The 13,577-nt window shown below is 72.1% G+C and carries 16 protein-coding genes; 10 read left to right on the plus strand and 6 right to left on the minus strand.

All coding sequences use genetic code 11. From position 1 onward, the window contains the following. Window positions 1-201: 201 nt before the first annotated feature. From mshA to AB4Z02_RS08500, 3 genes are read left to right on the plus strand one after another with little or no spacing between them, the layout of a single operon-like run. Window positions 202-1,515: a D-inositol-3-phosphate glycosyltransferase gene (gene mshA, locus AB4Z02_RS08490; RefSeq protein ID WP_056884899.1), complete on the plus strand. Its 1,314-nt coding sequence runs from the start codon at window positions 202-204 to the stop codon at window positions 1,513-1,515. Then, window positions 1,512-2,030 (plus strand): YbjN domain-containing protein, encoded by a 519-nt coding sequence (locus AB4Z02_RS08495; RefSeq protein WP_056884898.1) that lies wholly within the window; start codon window positions 1,512-1,514, stop codon window positions 2,028-2,030. Before mshA ends, AB4Z02_RS08495 begins: the two co-directional genes overlap by 4 nt. Window positions 2,031-2,075: 45 nt before the next feature. Beyond that, the gene (locus tag AB4Z02_RS08500) at window positions 2,076-2,810 is read left to right on the plus strand and encodes a phosphoglyceromutase (RefSeq protein ID WP_056884897.1); all 735 of its coding nucleotides are present in this window, start codon (window positions 2,076-2,078) and stop codon (window positions 2,808-2,810) included. On the opposite strand, the gene AB4Z02_RS08505 is transcribed toward AB4Z02_RS08500, so the two are convergent. The 3 genes from AB4Z02_RS08505 to phoU all read right to left on the minus strand — a co-directional run bounded on the left by AB4Z02_RS08505 (window position 2,807) and on the right by phoU (window position 5,523). Then, entirely contained in the window at window positions 2,807-4,207 is a 1,401-nt protein-coding gene (locus AB4Z02_RS08505; RefSeq protein WP_441970354.1) for a hypothetical protein, read from the minus strand. The genes AB4Z02_RS08500 and AB4Z02_RS08505 overlap by 4 nt on opposite strands. Then, on the minus strand, window positions 4,204-4,725 hold the full coding sequence (locus tag AB4Z02_RS08510) for a SigE family RNA polymerase sigma factor (RefSeq protein WP_441970355.1): 522 nt from the start codon (window positions 4,723-4,725) through the stop codon (window positions 4,204-4,206). The genes AB4Z02_RS08505 and AB4Z02_RS08510 overlap by 4 nt, the downstream gene beginning before the upstream one ends. Before the next feature lie 111 nt (window positions 4,726-4,836). Then, complete coding sequence (gene phoU, locus AB4Z02_RS08515) at window positions 4,837-5,523, minus strand: phosphate signaling complex protein PhoU (RefSeq protein ID WP_056884894.1); 687 nt, start codon at window positions 5,521-5,523, stop codon at window positions 4,837-4,839. A 153-nt stretch (window positions 5,524-5,676) separates the two neighbouring features. Here phoU and AB4Z02_RS08520 point away from each other — a divergent pair, with 153 nt between their 5' ends. Further along, entirely contained in the window at window positions 5,677-6,888 is a 1,212-nt protein-coding gene (locus AB4Z02_RS08520; protein ID WP_441970356.1) for a sensor histidine kinase, read from the plus strand. Further along, window positions 6,885-7,568, plus strand: coding sequence for a response regulator transcription factor (locus AB4Z02_RS08525; protein WP_056884893.1), 684 nt, complete (start codon window positions 6,885-6,887; stop codon window positions 7,566-7,568). Before AB4Z02_RS08520 ends, AB4Z02_RS08525 begins: the two co-directional genes overlap by 4 nt. Window positions 7,569-7,572: 4 nt before the next feature. On the opposite strand, the gene AB4Z02_RS08530 is transcribed toward AB4Z02_RS08525, so the two are convergent. Continuing rightward, window positions 7,573-8,028, minus strand: a complete 456-nt coding sequence (locus tag AB4Z02_RS08530) for a hypothetical protein (RefSeq protein ID WP_441970357.1) — start codon at window positions 8,026-8,028, stop codon at window positions 7,573-7,575. Window positions 8,029-8,294: 266 nt separating this feature from the next. Here AB4Z02_RS08530 and AB4Z02_RS08535 point away from each other — a divergent pair, with 266 nt between their 5' ends. Together AB4Z02_RS08535 and ispD are read left to right on the plus strand one after the other, a co-directional pair. Continuing rightward, window positions 8,295-8,777 (plus strand): CarD family transcriptional regulator, encoded by a 483-nt coding sequence (locus tag AB4Z02_RS08535; RefSeq protein ID WP_056884891.1) that lies wholly within the window; start codon window positions 8,295-8,297, stop codon window positions 8,775-8,777. A 17-nt stretch (window positions 8,778-8,794) separates the two neighbouring features. Further along, window positions 8,795-9,448 (plus strand): 2-C-methyl-D-erythritol 4-phosphate cytidylyltransferase, encoded by a 654-nt coding sequence (gene ispD / locus AB4Z02_RS08540; RefSeq protein WP_235531548.1) that lies wholly within the window; start codon window positions 8,795-8,797, stop codon window positions 9,446-9,448. Here the strand turns inward: ispD and AB4Z02_RS08545 are convergent, their stop codons facing one another. After that, window positions 9,449-10,039 carry a GNAT family N-acetyltransferase gene (locus AB4Z02_RS08545; RefSeq protein WP_056884889.1) on the minus strand — a complete coding sequence of 197 codons (591 nt, stop codon included), beginning with the start codon at window positions 10,037-10,039 and terminating at the stop codon, window positions 9,449-9,451. It abuts the gene before it with no gap. Between the two features lie 69 nt (window positions 10,040-10,108). On the opposite strand from AB4Z02_RS08545, the gene ispF reads away from it, so the two are divergent. After that, entirely contained in the window at window positions 10,109-10,597 is a 489-nt protein-coding gene (gene ispF, locus AB4Z02_RS08550; RefSeq protein WP_441970358.1) for a 2-C-methyl-D-erythritol 2,4-cyclodiphosphate synthase, read from the plus strand. Here ispF and AB4Z02_RS08555 read toward each other — a convergent pair. After that, complete coding sequence (locus AB4Z02_RS08555) at window positions 10,585-10,950, minus strand: hypothetical protein (protein ID WP_441970359.1); 366 nt, start codon at window positions 10,948-10,950, stop codon at window positions 10,585-10,587. The two genes, ispF and AB4Z02_RS08555, sit on opposite strands and share 13 nt — an antisense overlap. 139 nt (window positions 10,951-11,089) lie before the next feature. Between AB4Z02_RS08555 and cysS the strand changes: the two genes are divergently transcribed. After that, window positions 11,090-12,547, plus strand: a complete 1,458-nt coding sequence (gene cysS / locus AB4Z02_RS08560; protein WP_441970360.1) for a cysteine--tRNA ligase — start codon at window positions 11,090-11,092, stop codon at window positions 12,545-12,547. Then, complete coding sequence (gene rlmB, locus AB4Z02_RS08565; RefSeq protein WP_441970361.1) at window positions 12,547-13,527, plus strand: 23S rRNA (guanosine(2251)-2'-O)-methyltransferase RlmB; 981 nt, start codon at window positions 12,547-12,549, stop codon at window positions 13,525-13,527. The genes cysS and rlmB overlap by 1 nt, the downstream gene beginning before the upstream one ends. Window positions 13,528-13,577 lie beyond the last annotated feature (50 nt).

The following is a 13,577-nucleotide window of genomic DNA, read 5'->3' on the forward strand; positions in this document are numbered from 1 at the left end:
AGTCAGTGCAGCGTTAGCGTGGGACACGAGGGCCTCCTGTTTGGCGAAGTGAACCTTCAGCAGTTCCACTCCACCGCGGGAGGCCCTCCCACGTCATCCCCTCAGATCGAGGAGTCGCACTCCCTCAACCAACCTGTCAGGTCAGTACACCTAGACGCCCCTCGCCTGCCGACCCGGCGGCCGGGTGGCAGACTTCGAGACATGCCCAGCAGCGACCGCATCGACCGCGTCGCCATGCTCAGCGTGCACACCTCTCCGCTGGAGCAGCCGGGCACCGGTGACGCGGGCGGCCTCAACGTCTACGTCGTCGAGGTGGCGCACCAGCTCGCTGCCCGCGGCGTCGAGGTGGAGATCTTCACCCGCACCACCACGGCCGACCAGCCGCCGACCGTCGAGCTCGAGCCCGGGGTGCTCGTCCGGCACGTCACCGCCGGCCCCTACGAGGGGCTGGGCAAGAACGACCTGCCCGGCCAGCTCTGCGCGTTCGCAGCGGGGGTGATGCGCACCGGTGCCCACGCCCCGGAGGACCACTACAGCCTCGTGCACTCCCACTACTGGCTCTCGGGCCAGGTCGGGTGGCTCGCGGCCGACCGGTGGCAGGTGCCGCTGGTCCACACCATGCACACCATGGCGCGGGTCAAGAACCTCCACCTCGCGGGCGGTGACGACCCCGAGCCGTCGGGCCGCGAGATCGGCGAGGTCCAGGTGGTCGAGGCCGCCGACCGCCTCATCGCCAACACCTCGGGCGAGCGGTCCGAGCTGATCGAGCTCTACGCCGCCGAGCCCGAGAAGGTGGTCGTCGTGCCTCCCGGCGTCGACCTGACCCTCTTCTCTCCCGGCGACCAGCGCCAAGCCCGTGCGCAGGTCGGCCTGCCGCTCGACGCGAAGGTGCTGCTCTTCGTGGGGCGCATCCAGCCGTTGAAGGCGCCGGAGGTGCTCGTGCAGGCGGCTGCCGAACTGCTGGCCCGGCACCCGCACTGGCGCGGCGAGCTCGTCGTGGCCGTCCTCGGCGGCCCGAGCGGCTCAGGCCTGGCGCACCCGCAGTCGCTGCAGGAGCTCGCGACCGGGCTGGGCGTGCAGGGCCAGGTCAGGTTCGTCCCACCGGTGCCGCGGACCGAGCTGGCGCAGTGGTACCGCGCCGCCGACCTCGTCGCCGTGCCCTCCTACTCCGAGTCGTTCGGGCTCGTGGCGGTCGAGGCGCAGGCCTGCGGCACCCCGGTCGTGGCCGCGCGGGTCGGTGGCCTGCCGTCCGCGGTGGGGGAGGCCGGAGTGCTGGTGGACGGGCACGACATACCGGTGTGGGCGGACGCGCTGGAAGGGCTGCTGGTGGACCCGGAAACGCGAAAGGCGCTGTCGCACAAGGCGGTCGAGCACGCCGCGTTGTTCGGGTGGGACCGGACGGCGGAGCGGCTCTACGAGGTCTACGTCGAGGCGAAGCGGGCGCGCGCCCGCTCGCAGGAGACGCCGCAGCCCCAGGGCGCCCTCCAGGGCGTGCCCGCGGCGGTGGTCCCGTGAGCCGGCTGGACGAGGTCCTCGAGGAGTTCCTCCGCGAGGCCGGGCTCGAGTGGGAGCAGGGTGCCCGCCGGGGTGAGTACGTCGTGACGCTGCCGGGGGAGAAGAAGCTCAAGACGGTCGTCTCCCTCGTCGTCGGCGCCGACTCGCTGTCGGTGTCGGCGTTCGTCATCCGCAACCCCGACGAGAACCACGAGGAGTTCTACCGCTACCTGCTGCGCAAGAACCTGCGCCTGCCCGGCCTCGCCTACGCGGTCGACGGCTCGGGCGACGTCTACGTGACCGGCAGGCTCCCGGCGGCCGGCGTGGACGCGGCCTACCTCGACCAGGTGGTCGGTGCGCTGCTCGACGCGGCTGACTCCCACTTCAACGAGCTCCTGGCCCTCGGGTTCATCACGAGCATGCGCAAGGAGTGGGAGTGGCGGGTCTCGCGTGGGGAGTCGCTGCGCAACCTGGAGGCGTTCCGGCACCTGCTCGCCCGCCCGGGCGACCCTGCTCCGGCACCCCACCCCGCCTGAGACGGGTCCTGCGCCCGCCGACAGGCGGTCACTAGGCTGCTCCCCATGGCATACACGCTCATCCTCCTGCGCCACGGGCACTCCGAATGGAACGCCAAGAACCTCTTCACCGGCTGGGTCGACGTCGACCTCAACGACCAGGGGAGGCAGGAGGCCGTCGACGGCGGGAAGCTGTTGAAGGACAAGGGAGTGCTGCCGACCGTGCTGCACACCTCGGTGCTGCGTCGGGCCATCACCACCGCCAACCTCGCGCTCGACGCCGCCGACCGCCACTGGATCCCGGTGCGCCGCGACTGGAGGCTCAACGAGCGGCACTACGGAGCCCTCCAGGGCCTCGACAAGGCGGCCACCCGCGAGAAGTACGGCGACGAGCAGTTCATGCTCTGGCGTCGCTCGTTCGACACCCCGCCGCCGCCGATCGAGGTCGGCTCGGAGTTCGACCAGACCGGCGACCCGCGGTACGCCGGGGTCGAGGTGCCCCGCACCGAGTGCCTCAAGGACGTCATCGCCCGGATGATGCCCTACTGGGAGGGCGCCATCCAGGACGACCTGCGCGCCGGCGAGACGGTGCTCGTCACCGCACACGGCAACAGCCTGCGTGCGCTGGTCAAGCACCTCGACCGGATCAGCGACGAGGACATCGCCGCCCTCAACATCCCGACCGGCCAGCCGCTGGTCTACACCCTCGGCGACGACTTCATGCCGACGAAGCCGGGCGAGTACCTCGACCCCGAGGCGGCGGCCGAGGCGGCCGCCGCCGTCGCCAACCAGGGCCGCTAGGGACGGTTGGGCGCCTCGGCCCCCAGCCACGAGTCGCTGCTGGCCAGGTCGAGGGGCCAGAGCCCGAGCTGCCTGCCCTGCGCGTCGTAGGAGGCCACCTCGTACGGCGTGTTGTCGCTGCTCCACACCGGCACCGTCACCCGGGCCGAGCCGTCGACGACCGGGACCTTGGGGCTCGAGGGGTAGATGGTCGGGCTGCCTGACACCAGCTGCACGCTGGCCGCCTTCGGCGCGAAGACCTGGGCGGACGTCGTGGTCTGGCGCAGGTCGGTCCCACGCAGGACGAACGGCCGCTGGCCCGCGCTGCTGGAGTCGATCGGCGTGCCGTCGGACAGCTCGATCGTCGAGGCGCTGGTGCCGTCCTTCGCGATGATCGACAGCAGGGCGCTGCGCACCGTCGTCCTGCCCACCGCCGTGTCGACCACCGTGAGCCGCAGGGTGGAGCCGGACGCGTTCTCGGCACCCACCAGCCGGGCGACGGCCGGGTCGACCGGTCCGTCGTAGACCGTGGCCGGCGCCGCGTCCGCCGACGGCACCCCCAGCACCGTCGCGACGCCCGAGGCCATGGCGGCCTCGGCCTTGGCCAGGTAGTCCGCCCCGGTGCACGACAGGCAGATCGAGGTGCCGTCGTCCGGACGGGTGGTGCGGCCCATGAGGGTCACGGGGTTGGAGCTCTTCCCGACGACGCGCACCCGGACGAGCCTGGCCGGGGCGTCGGAGAGGGGGCCCGACCAGACGCCGTCCTTGAGCTGCTCCACGCGGTAGTCGGCGCGCGTCACCGTCCCGTCTGGGTCGATGCGGACCGTCGGTGAGACCCCGATGGAGCGGACCGAGGGCGCCGCGAGCACCAGGAGCCGCGAGTCGTTGTCCGCGTGCTCGCGCAGGCTCACCAGGTCGTCCAGCCCGCCGGAGGCGGAGGACACCTCCACGAGTTCGGTGGCCGCCGCTCCCCGGGGTCCGGAGTACATGGTCAGGGTCCCGTCCGTCCCGCTCTCTGGTGACCAGGCGACCACCACCCGCGTGGTGTCCAGGTCGGCGGCGTACAGGATGCGTGCGGGGCCGAACTGGTCGCGGACGGCGGTGAGGAAGGCGGCGTTCGTCGCCAGCCCACCCCGGGTCGGCCACGTCGACAGCGTGTTCCACCGCGGGTCCGAGGGGCCCGGGACGACCTGGGAGTGCTTGGCCGGGGTGGTGCGGTGGTCGTCGCCGCGCACCAGCGACGGCACGATGACCGCGACCGCGGCAATGGCCGCCACGGCGCCGACCGCGCCGGCCCGGCGACGACGACGGCTGGTGACGACGGCACCGGCCACGCGCTGGTAGGGGTCGAAGACGGGTCCGTCGACCTCGTCGGCGCGGGAGGACAGCACCTCGCGCAGTTGGTTCTCGATGCTCATGACAGGCTCCTCTCGGCGGTGCCCTGGGTCTGCTGGAGTACGGCGCGCAGCCGCTCGAGGCCGCGTGAGGCCTGGCTCTTCACCGAGCCGGTCGACATGCCGAGCGCCTCGGCCGTGTCGGCCTCCGACAGGTCGTCGAAGTAGCGCAGCACCACCACCGCCCGCATGCGCGGGGGAAGGGCGAGCACCGCGCGGGCGACCTCGTCACGGGTGTCGTACGCGGCGTACGCGTCACCGCGGGCGCGGTCGGCGTGGGCGGGCACCTCGCCGAGGGTCTCGGCGACGCGGCGGCGGCGCCACCACGAGGCGGACTCGTTCGCGAGTGCGGCCCGGGTGTAGGCGTACGGCGAGCCGGCGTGGGCGACGTGGCCCCAGCGCCGGTGCACCTTGACCAGGACGGTCTGCACCAGGTCCTCGGCGCGGCCCTGGTCGCCGGTGAGCAGGAACGCCGTACGCACCAGGGAGTGCCACCGCGCCTGCACGAACTGGCGGAACTCCTCCTCGCCGTCCGTATCCATCCCGGTCCCCCCTCGCCCCGGCCGACCTGATGTCGGCACCTGACCTCTAGACGCGGGTCAGCATCCCCCAGGTTGAGAGCTCCCGGAGAAACTTTCGGGTTCTCCGGTGGGTCACGCGCGGGTGGGCTGGTCTTCCTGCTCCTCGTGGTCCTCGGCGACGTCCCACTCGCCGGTGACGAGGTAGACGACCCGGTGGGCCACGGAGACGGCGTGGTCGGCGAAGCGCTCGTAGTAGCGCCCGACCAGCGTCATGTCGACGGCCGCCTCGGTGCCGTGCTGCCACGACCCGTCGATGAGGTGGCTGAACAGCTCGCGGTGCAGCTCGTCCATGGCGTCGTCGTCGCGCTCGAGGGTCTTGGCGTCCTCGACGTCCTTGGCGGCGATAACCTGCCCGCACTTGGCCACGATCCGCTCGGCGACCTGGCCCATCTGCAGGATGGTGGCGCGGATGTCGGCGGGGACGGCCGACTCGGGGTAGCGCAGCCGCGCGACCTTGGCGACGTGGCGCGCGAGGTCGCCCATGCGCTCGAGGTCGGCGCTCATGCGCATCGACGTCACGACCATGCGAAGGTCGGTGGCGACCGGCTGCTGCCGGGCGAGGAGGTCGATCGAGAGGGCGTCGAGGCCCTCTCGCAGGCGGTCGAGCTCCTTGTCGGCGTGGATGACCGACTCGGCCAGCTGGATGTCGGCGTCGAGGAGGGCGGTGGTCGCCCGCGACATGGCCGAGCCCGCGAGGCGGGTCATCTCGACCAGCTGGTCGGAGATCGTGTCGAGGTCCTCGTGGAAGGCGTCGCGCATTACATCCCTAGCGTGAGTGCGGTCTACGTGCGAGCCGAGGCTCCCACGGGGCAGTGAACGGTCGGATGACCTCAGGTGAACATCTGGGGGCCGTCCGCAGGGGCCCTGCTTTCGTGCGCGGATGGGTATGGCGCGCACCGTACATTGGGAACCGTGGATGCGACCACTGCCGCCGTGCTGGCCGGGTTCGCCGGTCTGCTCACCGGCGCCCTGGCCGTCGTCGCGGTGCGCTACTCCGAGCGGCAGCAGCGCAGCGTCCCCCCGAGCCCGGCGCCCACGCCGCTCCCCGCAGGAGTCGGCGACGTCCTCGCGGTCCTGCGCTCGAGCGCGATCGTCGTGGACTCCGCCGACGCCGTCATCAAGACCTCACCGGCTGCCGTCGCCTACGGCCTGGTCCGCGGGAGCGAGCTCGTCCACGCCGAGCTGCGCCACCTCGCGCGCCAGGTGCGCCGCGACGGCGTGATCCGGGAGTCGCAGCTCGAGCTGCCCCGCGGCCCCCTCGGGCAGGGGCGCTCGATCATGCAGGCGCGCGTGGCGCCGTTGGGCGCCAACCACATCCTGCTCCTCGTCGAGGACCACACCCAGGCCCGTCGGGTCGAGGAGGTCCGCCGCGACTTCGTGGCCAACGTCAGCCACGAGCTCAAGACCCCGGTCGGGGGCATCGGCCTGCTCGCCGAGGCGATCCTCGACGCCAAGGACGACCCCGAGGCCGTGGAGCGCTTCGCCAGCCGCATGCAGGTCGAGAGCCACCGCCTCGCCCGGCTCGTCAAGGAGATCGTCGACCTCTCCAGGCTGCAGGTGGCCGACACCCTCCACGAACCGCGTCTGGTCGACGTGACCGCGGCGGTGCACGAGGCCATCGACTACTCGCGGGTCGGCGCCGACGCCAAGCAGATCGAGATCGCCGAGGCCTGCGCGCCTGACCTCAAGGTCTTCGGCGACGAGGACCTGCTCGTCACCGCGGTGCGCAACCTCGTCGGCAACGCGGTCGCGTACTCCGAGCCCGGCACCCGCGTCGCCGTGGGCGGGAGGCTCAACGGCGAGATGGTCGAGGTCACGGTCACCGACCAGGGCCAGGGCATCCCCGAGGCCGAGCAGCAGCGCATCTTCGAGCGCTTCTACCGCGTTGACGCGGCGAGGTCGCGGGCGACCGGCGGCACGGGCCTCGGCCTCGCCATCGTCAAGCACATCTGCGCCAACCACGGCGGCGACGTGACGGTCTGGAGCGAGGAGGGCCGCGGGTCGACGTTCACCATCCGGCTGCCCGCTGCCGCCGACCGCTCCGGCGGCGCCACCCCTGCCCACCCCCACCCGGTCGTCGCCCCGGCGGACCCGGACCAGCCCCAAGGAGAAGCCCCCGCATGACCCGCATCCTGGTCGTCGAGGACGAGGTCTCGTTCTCGGACCCGCTGTCCTACCTCCTGCGCAAGGAGGGGTACGAGGTGGCCGTCGCCGAGACGGGGCCGGCGGCCCTCGAGGACTTCGACCGCGCCGGCGCCGACCTCGTCCTGCTCGACCTCATGCTGCCCGGCCTGTCGGGCACCGAGGTGTGCCGGGCGCTGCGCCAGCGCTCCAACGTGCCGGTCATCATGCTCACGGCCAAGGACAGCGAGATCGACAAGGTCGTGGGCCTCGAGATCGGCGCGGACGACTACGTCACCAAGCCGTACTCCTCCCGCGAGCTCCTCGCCCGCATCAAGGCGGTGCTGCGGCGCCTCTCCGAGCCCGAGGACCTCATGCCGGCGACGATCGAGGCCGGTCCGGTACGGATGGACGTCGAGCGCCACATCGTCACCGTCGGCGGCAGCACCACCCAGCTGCCGCTCAAGGAGTTCGAGCTGCTCGAGATGCTGCTGCGCAACACCGGCCGCGTGCTCACGCGTATGCAGCTGATCGACCGGGTGTGGGGCAGCGACTACGTGGGCGACACCAAGACCCTCGACGTCCACGTCAAACGCCTGCGCGCCAAGATCGAGCCGGACCCGGCCGAGCCGCGCTACATCGTCACGGTGCGCGGCCTGGGCTACAAGTTCGAGTCGGACTGACCCTTCAGGGCGTGGCGGTGGCCGACGGCGCGGCCGTCGGGGACATCGTCGAGTAGTAGCCCACGGCGGGGAGCACCGGCACGGTCACCACGGCGGCAGGGGCCGCCGGCGACTGGACGGTGAGCGTGATGACGTCGCCGGGGTTGACCGGCACCGAGGGGAGCTGGACCTGCGAGCCCTCGGACAGGCGCTCCTGGGAGTACGCCTTCGTCTCGGCGTAGACCGGCTGGCCCTGCGGTAGGGCGAACGCCAGTCGCTGGGCGTCGGCGCTCTTGTTGCTCACCGACGCGGACAGCACGCCGGGCTTGTCCTTGCCCACGCTGATGACCACGAGGTCGCGCAGCTGGACCGGGCCGAGGTCGACGGCGACCCCGTCGGCGGGCTGGTAGGGGTAGTCGGTCTGCACCGGCGACTGCGTCTGGCAGGCCGACAGGGCCAGTGCAGCACCCACTGCAGCCACGGGGAGGAGTCGACGCAGGGACGTGGGGCGGCCTGCGGAGCGGGCGGCCAGTGGGGTTCGGCGCATCACGGGGGACAGCCTACCGGGCCACCGCTCCGGAGCGCGCACCCGTGCGCGTTGCACGGGAGCAGCGGTTCTGTCAAGACCGAATTGGTTGCCCGACAAGGCATTTGCACGCCTCTGACCAGCACAAATGCAATTCTGCTGGCTTTCCCGGGACCGGCGTGTCGTGATATTCTGAGGGTCGCGAAAGGGGAAAACAGCACATGGTTTTCAAGGTCGGCGAGACGGTCGTGTACCCCCACCACGGGGCTGCACTGATCGAAGAAATCAACACCCGCACGATCAAGGGCGAGGAGAAGATCTACCTCAAGCTCAAGGTGGCCCAGGGCGACCTGACGATCGAGGTTCCTGCAGAGAACTGCGAGGACATCGGCGTCCGGGACGTCGTCGGACAGGAGGGCCTCGACAAGGTCTTCGCCGTCCTGCGCGCCCCCCACACCGAGGAGCCGACCAACTGGTCGCGCCGTTACAAGGCCAACCTCGAGAAGCTCGCCTCCGGCGACGTCATCAAGGTGGCCGAGGTCGTCCGCGACCTGTGGCGCCGGGACAAGGACCGCGGGCTCTCCGCCGGTGAGAAGCGCATGCTCGCCAAGGCCCGCCAGATCCTCGTCTCCGAGCTGGCTCTCGCAGAGAAGACGAACGAGGACAAGGCCGAGGCCATCCTCGACGAGGTCCTCGCCTCCTGAACGCCGCAGTCGTCCTCGTGGCCGGTGGCCGCGGGGCCAGGCTCGGTGCGAGTGAGCCCAAGGCGTTCGTCGCCCTGGGTGGCAGGTCGCTCCTGGAGCACGCCGTCGAGCGTGCACTGGGTGCACCCGAGGTCTCCCACGTGATCGTGGTCGCGCCCGCCTCCCACCTCAGGGAGGCGGGCGCGATCGCGTCCCGCAGCGCGCGCCCGCATGACGTCGACGTCGTGGCCGGGGGGGCCGAGCGCACCGATTCGGTGGCCGCCGGCCTGCGCGCCCTGCGGACGGACGACGGCATCGTCCTGGTGCACGACGCAGCCCGCTGCCTGGCGCCGTCGTCGCTGTTCAGCCGGCTGGTCCACGAGGTGCGCTCCGGTCACCCGGCCGTGGTCCCGGGCCTCCTGGTGACCGACACCATCAAGCAGGTCGACTCGCGCGGGGTCGTCGTGGCCACACCCGACCGTGCCGCGCTGCGCGCCGTACAGACCCCGCAGGCCTTCCTGCGTGAGGTCCTGGAGCACGCCCACGCGGCGGGGGTCCACGCCACCGACGACGCCGCGCTGGTCGAGGCGGCCGGTGGGCACGTGCGCGTCGTGGAGGGTGACCGCCTGGCGTTCAAGGTGACGACGCCGGACGACCTCGCGACCGCCCAGCGCCACCTCGACGACGCCTAGTCAGGCCGACCGCTCGAGGGCTGCGCGCACCTCGTCCCACGAGGTGACCGGCCCGTGCGGCGCCGGCGCGTGCAGGGTGCTGATCCAGCCGTCGACGAGCGTGCCCCGCTCGACCAGCAGGTCGGGGACGAACGTGGGAACCGGGAAGCCCGTGCGCCACACCGGCTTGGCGCTGCCCCAGTTGCCGGCGTGGGCCTCCCAGCGCACCGTCTGCCAGCCGAGGTCCTCGAACGCGTGGCGCACGACCACGCGGACGGCGTCGGTCATCACGCCGCGGCCGCGGAAGTCCTGGTGCGTGGCGTAGCCGAGCGACCCCGCGCCGGCGTCGACCTCGAGGACGCGGAGGTCGATCGAGCCCGCGTAGGCGCCGTCGACCTCGATCGCCCAGCAGATCTGGTCGGGTGAGGGAGCGGTGAACTCGGTGACGTAGGACAGCGCCATCTCGGGGGTGTAGCCGAGCGGGACCGTCGTGTAGCGCTGCGCCAGCGGGTCCGTCGCGCGCTGGAAGACACCCTCGGCGTCGGACTCGCGGTGGGGACGCAGGGTCACCAGGTCGCCGGACAGCACGGGGATCGCCAGGGGTTCGCTCATGCGCGGCAACGCTATCCGTCACGTCGGCGCTGTCCACCGGATTACCGGCGACGGTGGTTGGATGGCGCCATGGTGAAGCCAGGGATGCCGCGCACGGGGATCGGGGTCGACGTCCACGGCTTCTCCGCCGACCCGACCCGCGAGCTGTGGGTGGCCGGACTGCTCTGGCCGGGCGAGGTCGGGCTCGAGGGGCACTCCGACGCCGACGTGGCGTGCCACGCGGCGTGCGACGCACTCTTCTCTGCCGCGGGAATCGGTGACCTCGGTCTGCACTTCGGCACCGACCGGCCCGAGCTCGCCGGCGCCTCGGGGCGGACCCTGCTCACGGAGGCCGCCCGCCTGGTGCGGGAGGCCGGGTACGAGGTGGGCAACCTGGCGGTGCAGGTGATCGGCAACCGTCCCAAGATCGGCACCCGGCGACACCTTGCAGAGCAGGCGATGTCGGCCTCGGTCGACGCGCCGGTGTCGCTCAGCGGCACCACCACCGACGGGCTGGGCCTCACCGGGCGGGGCGAGGGCCTCGCCGCCATCGCGACCGCGCTGGTCTACCCGGTCTGAGCCGAGGAGTACGGCTCGGCCGGCTGCGTCGGCGCCTGCGGTGCGCGTCCCTTGAGCACAGCGAGGACCAGCAGGACGAGCCCGGCGGTGTTCACGAGCCACAGGCCCCCTTGGACCCATCCGTAGGTGCGCGCCTTGAGGGCGAGCGGGGTCCCCGCGTCCCAGAGCATCCACTGCAGCGCGAGCATCCCCCCGAACCGGGCCAGCGCGAGGAGCCCGAGGCCCGCGGCGGCACGCGTGGCCCACGCCGTGCCACGCCCGCGGGACAGGACCGCGCCGGCCGCGCCGAGGAGCAGCAGGATGGACAGCACGTCCAGCACGTTGACCCCACGGATGTCGAACTGTCCCAGCATGGTTCCCCTGATCGTCCCTGCAGCGCCGCAGCAGAGCGGCGCAGTGTGCGGCGACAGCGTAGGACGAGCGGGCCCCAGCGGGCTGGAACGCCTTCCGCCGTTTCGGCTCGGGACCCTCCCCGCAGGTAGCCTTGCGCGCGTGAGTCTTCGCCTGTACGACACCGCCACGCGCGAGCTGCGTGAGTTCACCCCGCTGGTTCCCGGCAAGGTGGGCATCTACATCTGTGGGCTCACCACGCAGAGCCAGCCCCACATCGGCCACGTGCGCTTCGCCGTGGCGTTCGACGTGCTGCGCCGCTGGCTCGAGGGGCGCCACGGCTACGACGTGACGCTGGTGCGCAACGTCACCGACATCGACGACAAGATCCTCGCCAAGTCCGCCGAGGCGGGGGAGGAGTGGTTCGCCCTCTCCTACCGCAACGAGGTGGCGACGGCGGCGGCGCTCGCGTCGCTCGGGGTGCTGCTCCCGACCTACGAGCCGCGGGCCACCGGCCACGTCCCGGAGATGGTCGAGCTCATGGAGACGCTCGTCGAGAAGGGCCACGCGTATGCCGCGCCGGACGGCAGCGGCGACGTCTACTTCGACGTCAAGAGCTTCCCCGAGTACGGCTCGCTGACCCACCAGAGGATCGAGGACATGGAGGCGGCGCAGGACGCCGACCCGCGCGGCAAGCGCGACCCCCGTGACTTCGCCCTGTGGAAGGGCCGCAAGGAGTCCGAGCCGGCCACCGCCTCGTGGGCGACGCCCTTCGGCATCGGGCGACCGGGGTGGCACCTGGAGTGCTCGGCCATGGCGCGCAAGTACCTCGGTGACGCGTTCGACATCCACGGCGGTGGCGTGGACCTGCGCTTCCCCCACCACGAGAACGAGCAGGCGCAGTCGCACGCGGCCGGCCTCGGGTTCGCGAGCTTCTGGCTGCACAACGCGTGGGTGACGCTGGGCGGCGAGAAGATGAGCAAGTCGCTCGGCAACAGCCTGGTCGTCTCCGAGGTCACCAAGACCGCGCGCCCGCTGGCGCTGCGCTACTACCTGACTGCCGCCCACTACCGCTCCACCATCGACTTCTACGAGGGCTCGCTGCGCGAGGCCGAGGCCACCGTCGAGCGCATCGAGGGCTTCCTGACCCGCGCCGTCCGCGCGCTGCCCGACGGCACCTCCACGACCCCGGATCCCGCGCGGGTCCCGGACGGGTTCGCCGCGGCGATGGACGACGACCTCAACGTCTCAGGGGCGCTGGCCGTCGTGCACGAGACCGTGCGGGCCGGCAACACCGCGCTGGACGACGGCGACACCGAGGCCCTGCTGGCGGCGTTCGAGGCCGTGGTCGCGATGACCGACCTGCTGGGCGTCAACCCGCTCGACCCGCACTGGGGAGCCGACACCACGCCCGGCTCCGGCGACGCACAGGGCGCCCTCGACGCCCTCGTGCAGGTGCAGCTCGAGGCCCGGGCAGCCGCCCGGGCCGCCCGAGACTTCGCCACGGCCGACGCGATCCGCGACCAGCTCGGTCGCGCCGGGATCGTCATCGAGGACACCGCATCGGGAGCGAACTGGTCGCTGGCCCGGCGGGACAACGAAGAGACAGGCGACATCTGATGGCAGGCAACTCCCAGCGCCGCGGCGCAGTCCGCAAGGGCGCGTCCAAGAAGGGTGCGTCGGTCGGCTCCGGCGGACAGCGCCGACGTGGCCTCGAGGGCAAGGGCCCCACGCCTCGTGCCGAGGACCGCCCCAACCACAAGGCCCACAAGATGGCCAAGGCCGCCGCGAAGAGCGGGGGGCCGTCCTCGCGCGGCACCGGCTCCCGCGGCGGTGGCCGACGCTCCGGCGGCAAGGCGTCCAGCGAAATCGTGGCCGGCCGCAACTCCGTCGTCGAGGCGCTGCGCGCCGACGTGCCGGTGACGACGATGTACGTCGCGGGCCGCATCGACGCCGACGACCGGGTGCGTGAGGCGCTCAAGACCGCGACGGCCAAGGGCATCGCGGTGCTGGAGACCCCCCGCGGCGAGCTCGACCGGCTCACCGACGGCGCGGTCCACCAGGGCCTGGCACTGCAGGTGCCGCCGTACGAGTACGCCCACCCGCAGGACTTCATCGACCCGCAGGCGCCCGGAATCCCGCTCGTCGTCGCGCTCGACGGCATCACCGACCCCCGCAACCTGGGCGCGATCATCCGCTCGGTGGCAGCGTTCGGCGGACACGGTGTCGTCGTGCCGGAGCGCCGCTCGGTCGGCATGACGGCCAGCGCGTGGAAGACCTCCGCCGGAGCTGCTGCCCGCGTGCCGGTTGCGTTGGCCTCCAACCTGACCCGCGCCCTCGAGGAGTACCGCAAGGCGGGCTTCTTCATCCTCGGCCTCGACATGGACGGCGACGTCGAGCTGCCAGGTCTGGAGCTGGCGACCGAGCCGATCGTCATCGTCGTGGGGTCGGAGGGCAAGGGTCTGTCGCGGCTCGTGCGCGAGACCTGCGACCAGATCGTGTCGATCCCCATGTCGGCGGCGACCGAGTCCCTCAACGCGGGCATCGCAGCGGGGGTCACCCTCTACGAGGTGGCTCGGCGCAGGGCGCAGGCGGGCTGAATCCCACCCAAGCGCACAGGGGTCCGATAGCGTTCCCGTTCGTCGCGCCC

The sequence above is a fragment of the Pedococcus sp. 2YAF34 genome, from assembly GCF_052114585.1.
GTDB lineage: Bacteria > Actinomycetota > Actinomycetes > Actinomycetales > Dermatophilaceae > Pedococcus.

Bases quoted from the DNA above. Each gene is read 5' to 3' on its own strand.
- mshA (WP_056884899.1), top strand. From the start codon at position 202: ATGCCCAGCAGCGACCGCATCGACCGCGTCGCCATGCTCAGCGTGCAC.
- AB4Z02_RS08500 (WP_056884897.1), top strand. From the start codon at position 2,076: ATGGCATACACGCTCATCCTCCTGCGCCACGGGCACTCCGAATGGAAC.
- AB4Z02_RS08505 (WP_441970354.1), bottom strand. From the start codon at position 4,207: ATGAGCATCGAGAACCAACTGCGCGAGGTGCTGTCCTCCCGCGCCGAC.
- AB4Z02_RS08510 (WP_441970355.1), bottom strand. From the start codon at position 4,725: ATGGATACGGACGGCGAGGAGGAGTTCCGCCAGTTCGTGCAGGCGCGG.
- phoU (WP_056884894.1), bottom strand. From the start codon at position 5,523: ATGCGCGACGCCTTCCACGAGGACCTCGACACGATCTCCGACCAGCTG.
- AB4Z02_RS08525 (WP_056884893.1), top strand. From the start codon at position 6,885: ATGACCCGCATCCTGGTCGTCGAGGACGAGGTCTCGTTCTCGGACCCG.
- AB4Z02_RS08535 (WP_056884891.1), top strand. From the start codon at position 8,295: ATGGTTTTCAAGGTCGGCGAGACGGTCGTGTACCCCCACCACGGGGCT.
- AB4Z02_RS08545 (WP_056884889.1), bottom strand. From the start codon at position 10,039: ATGAGCGAACCCCTGGCGATCCCCGTGCTGTCCGGCGACCTGGTGACC.
- ispF (WP_441970358.1), top strand. From the start codon at position 10,109: ATGGTGAAGCCAGGGATGCCGCGCACGGGGATCGGGGTCGACGTCCAC.
- AB4Z02_RS08555 (WP_441970359.1), bottom strand. From the start codon at position 10,950: ATGCTGGGACAGTTCGACATCCGTGGGGTCAACGTGCTGGACGTGCTG.
- rlmB (WP_441970361.1), top strand. From the start codon at position 12,547: ATGGCAGGCAACTCCCAGCGCCGCGGCGCAGTCCGCAAGGGCGCGTCC.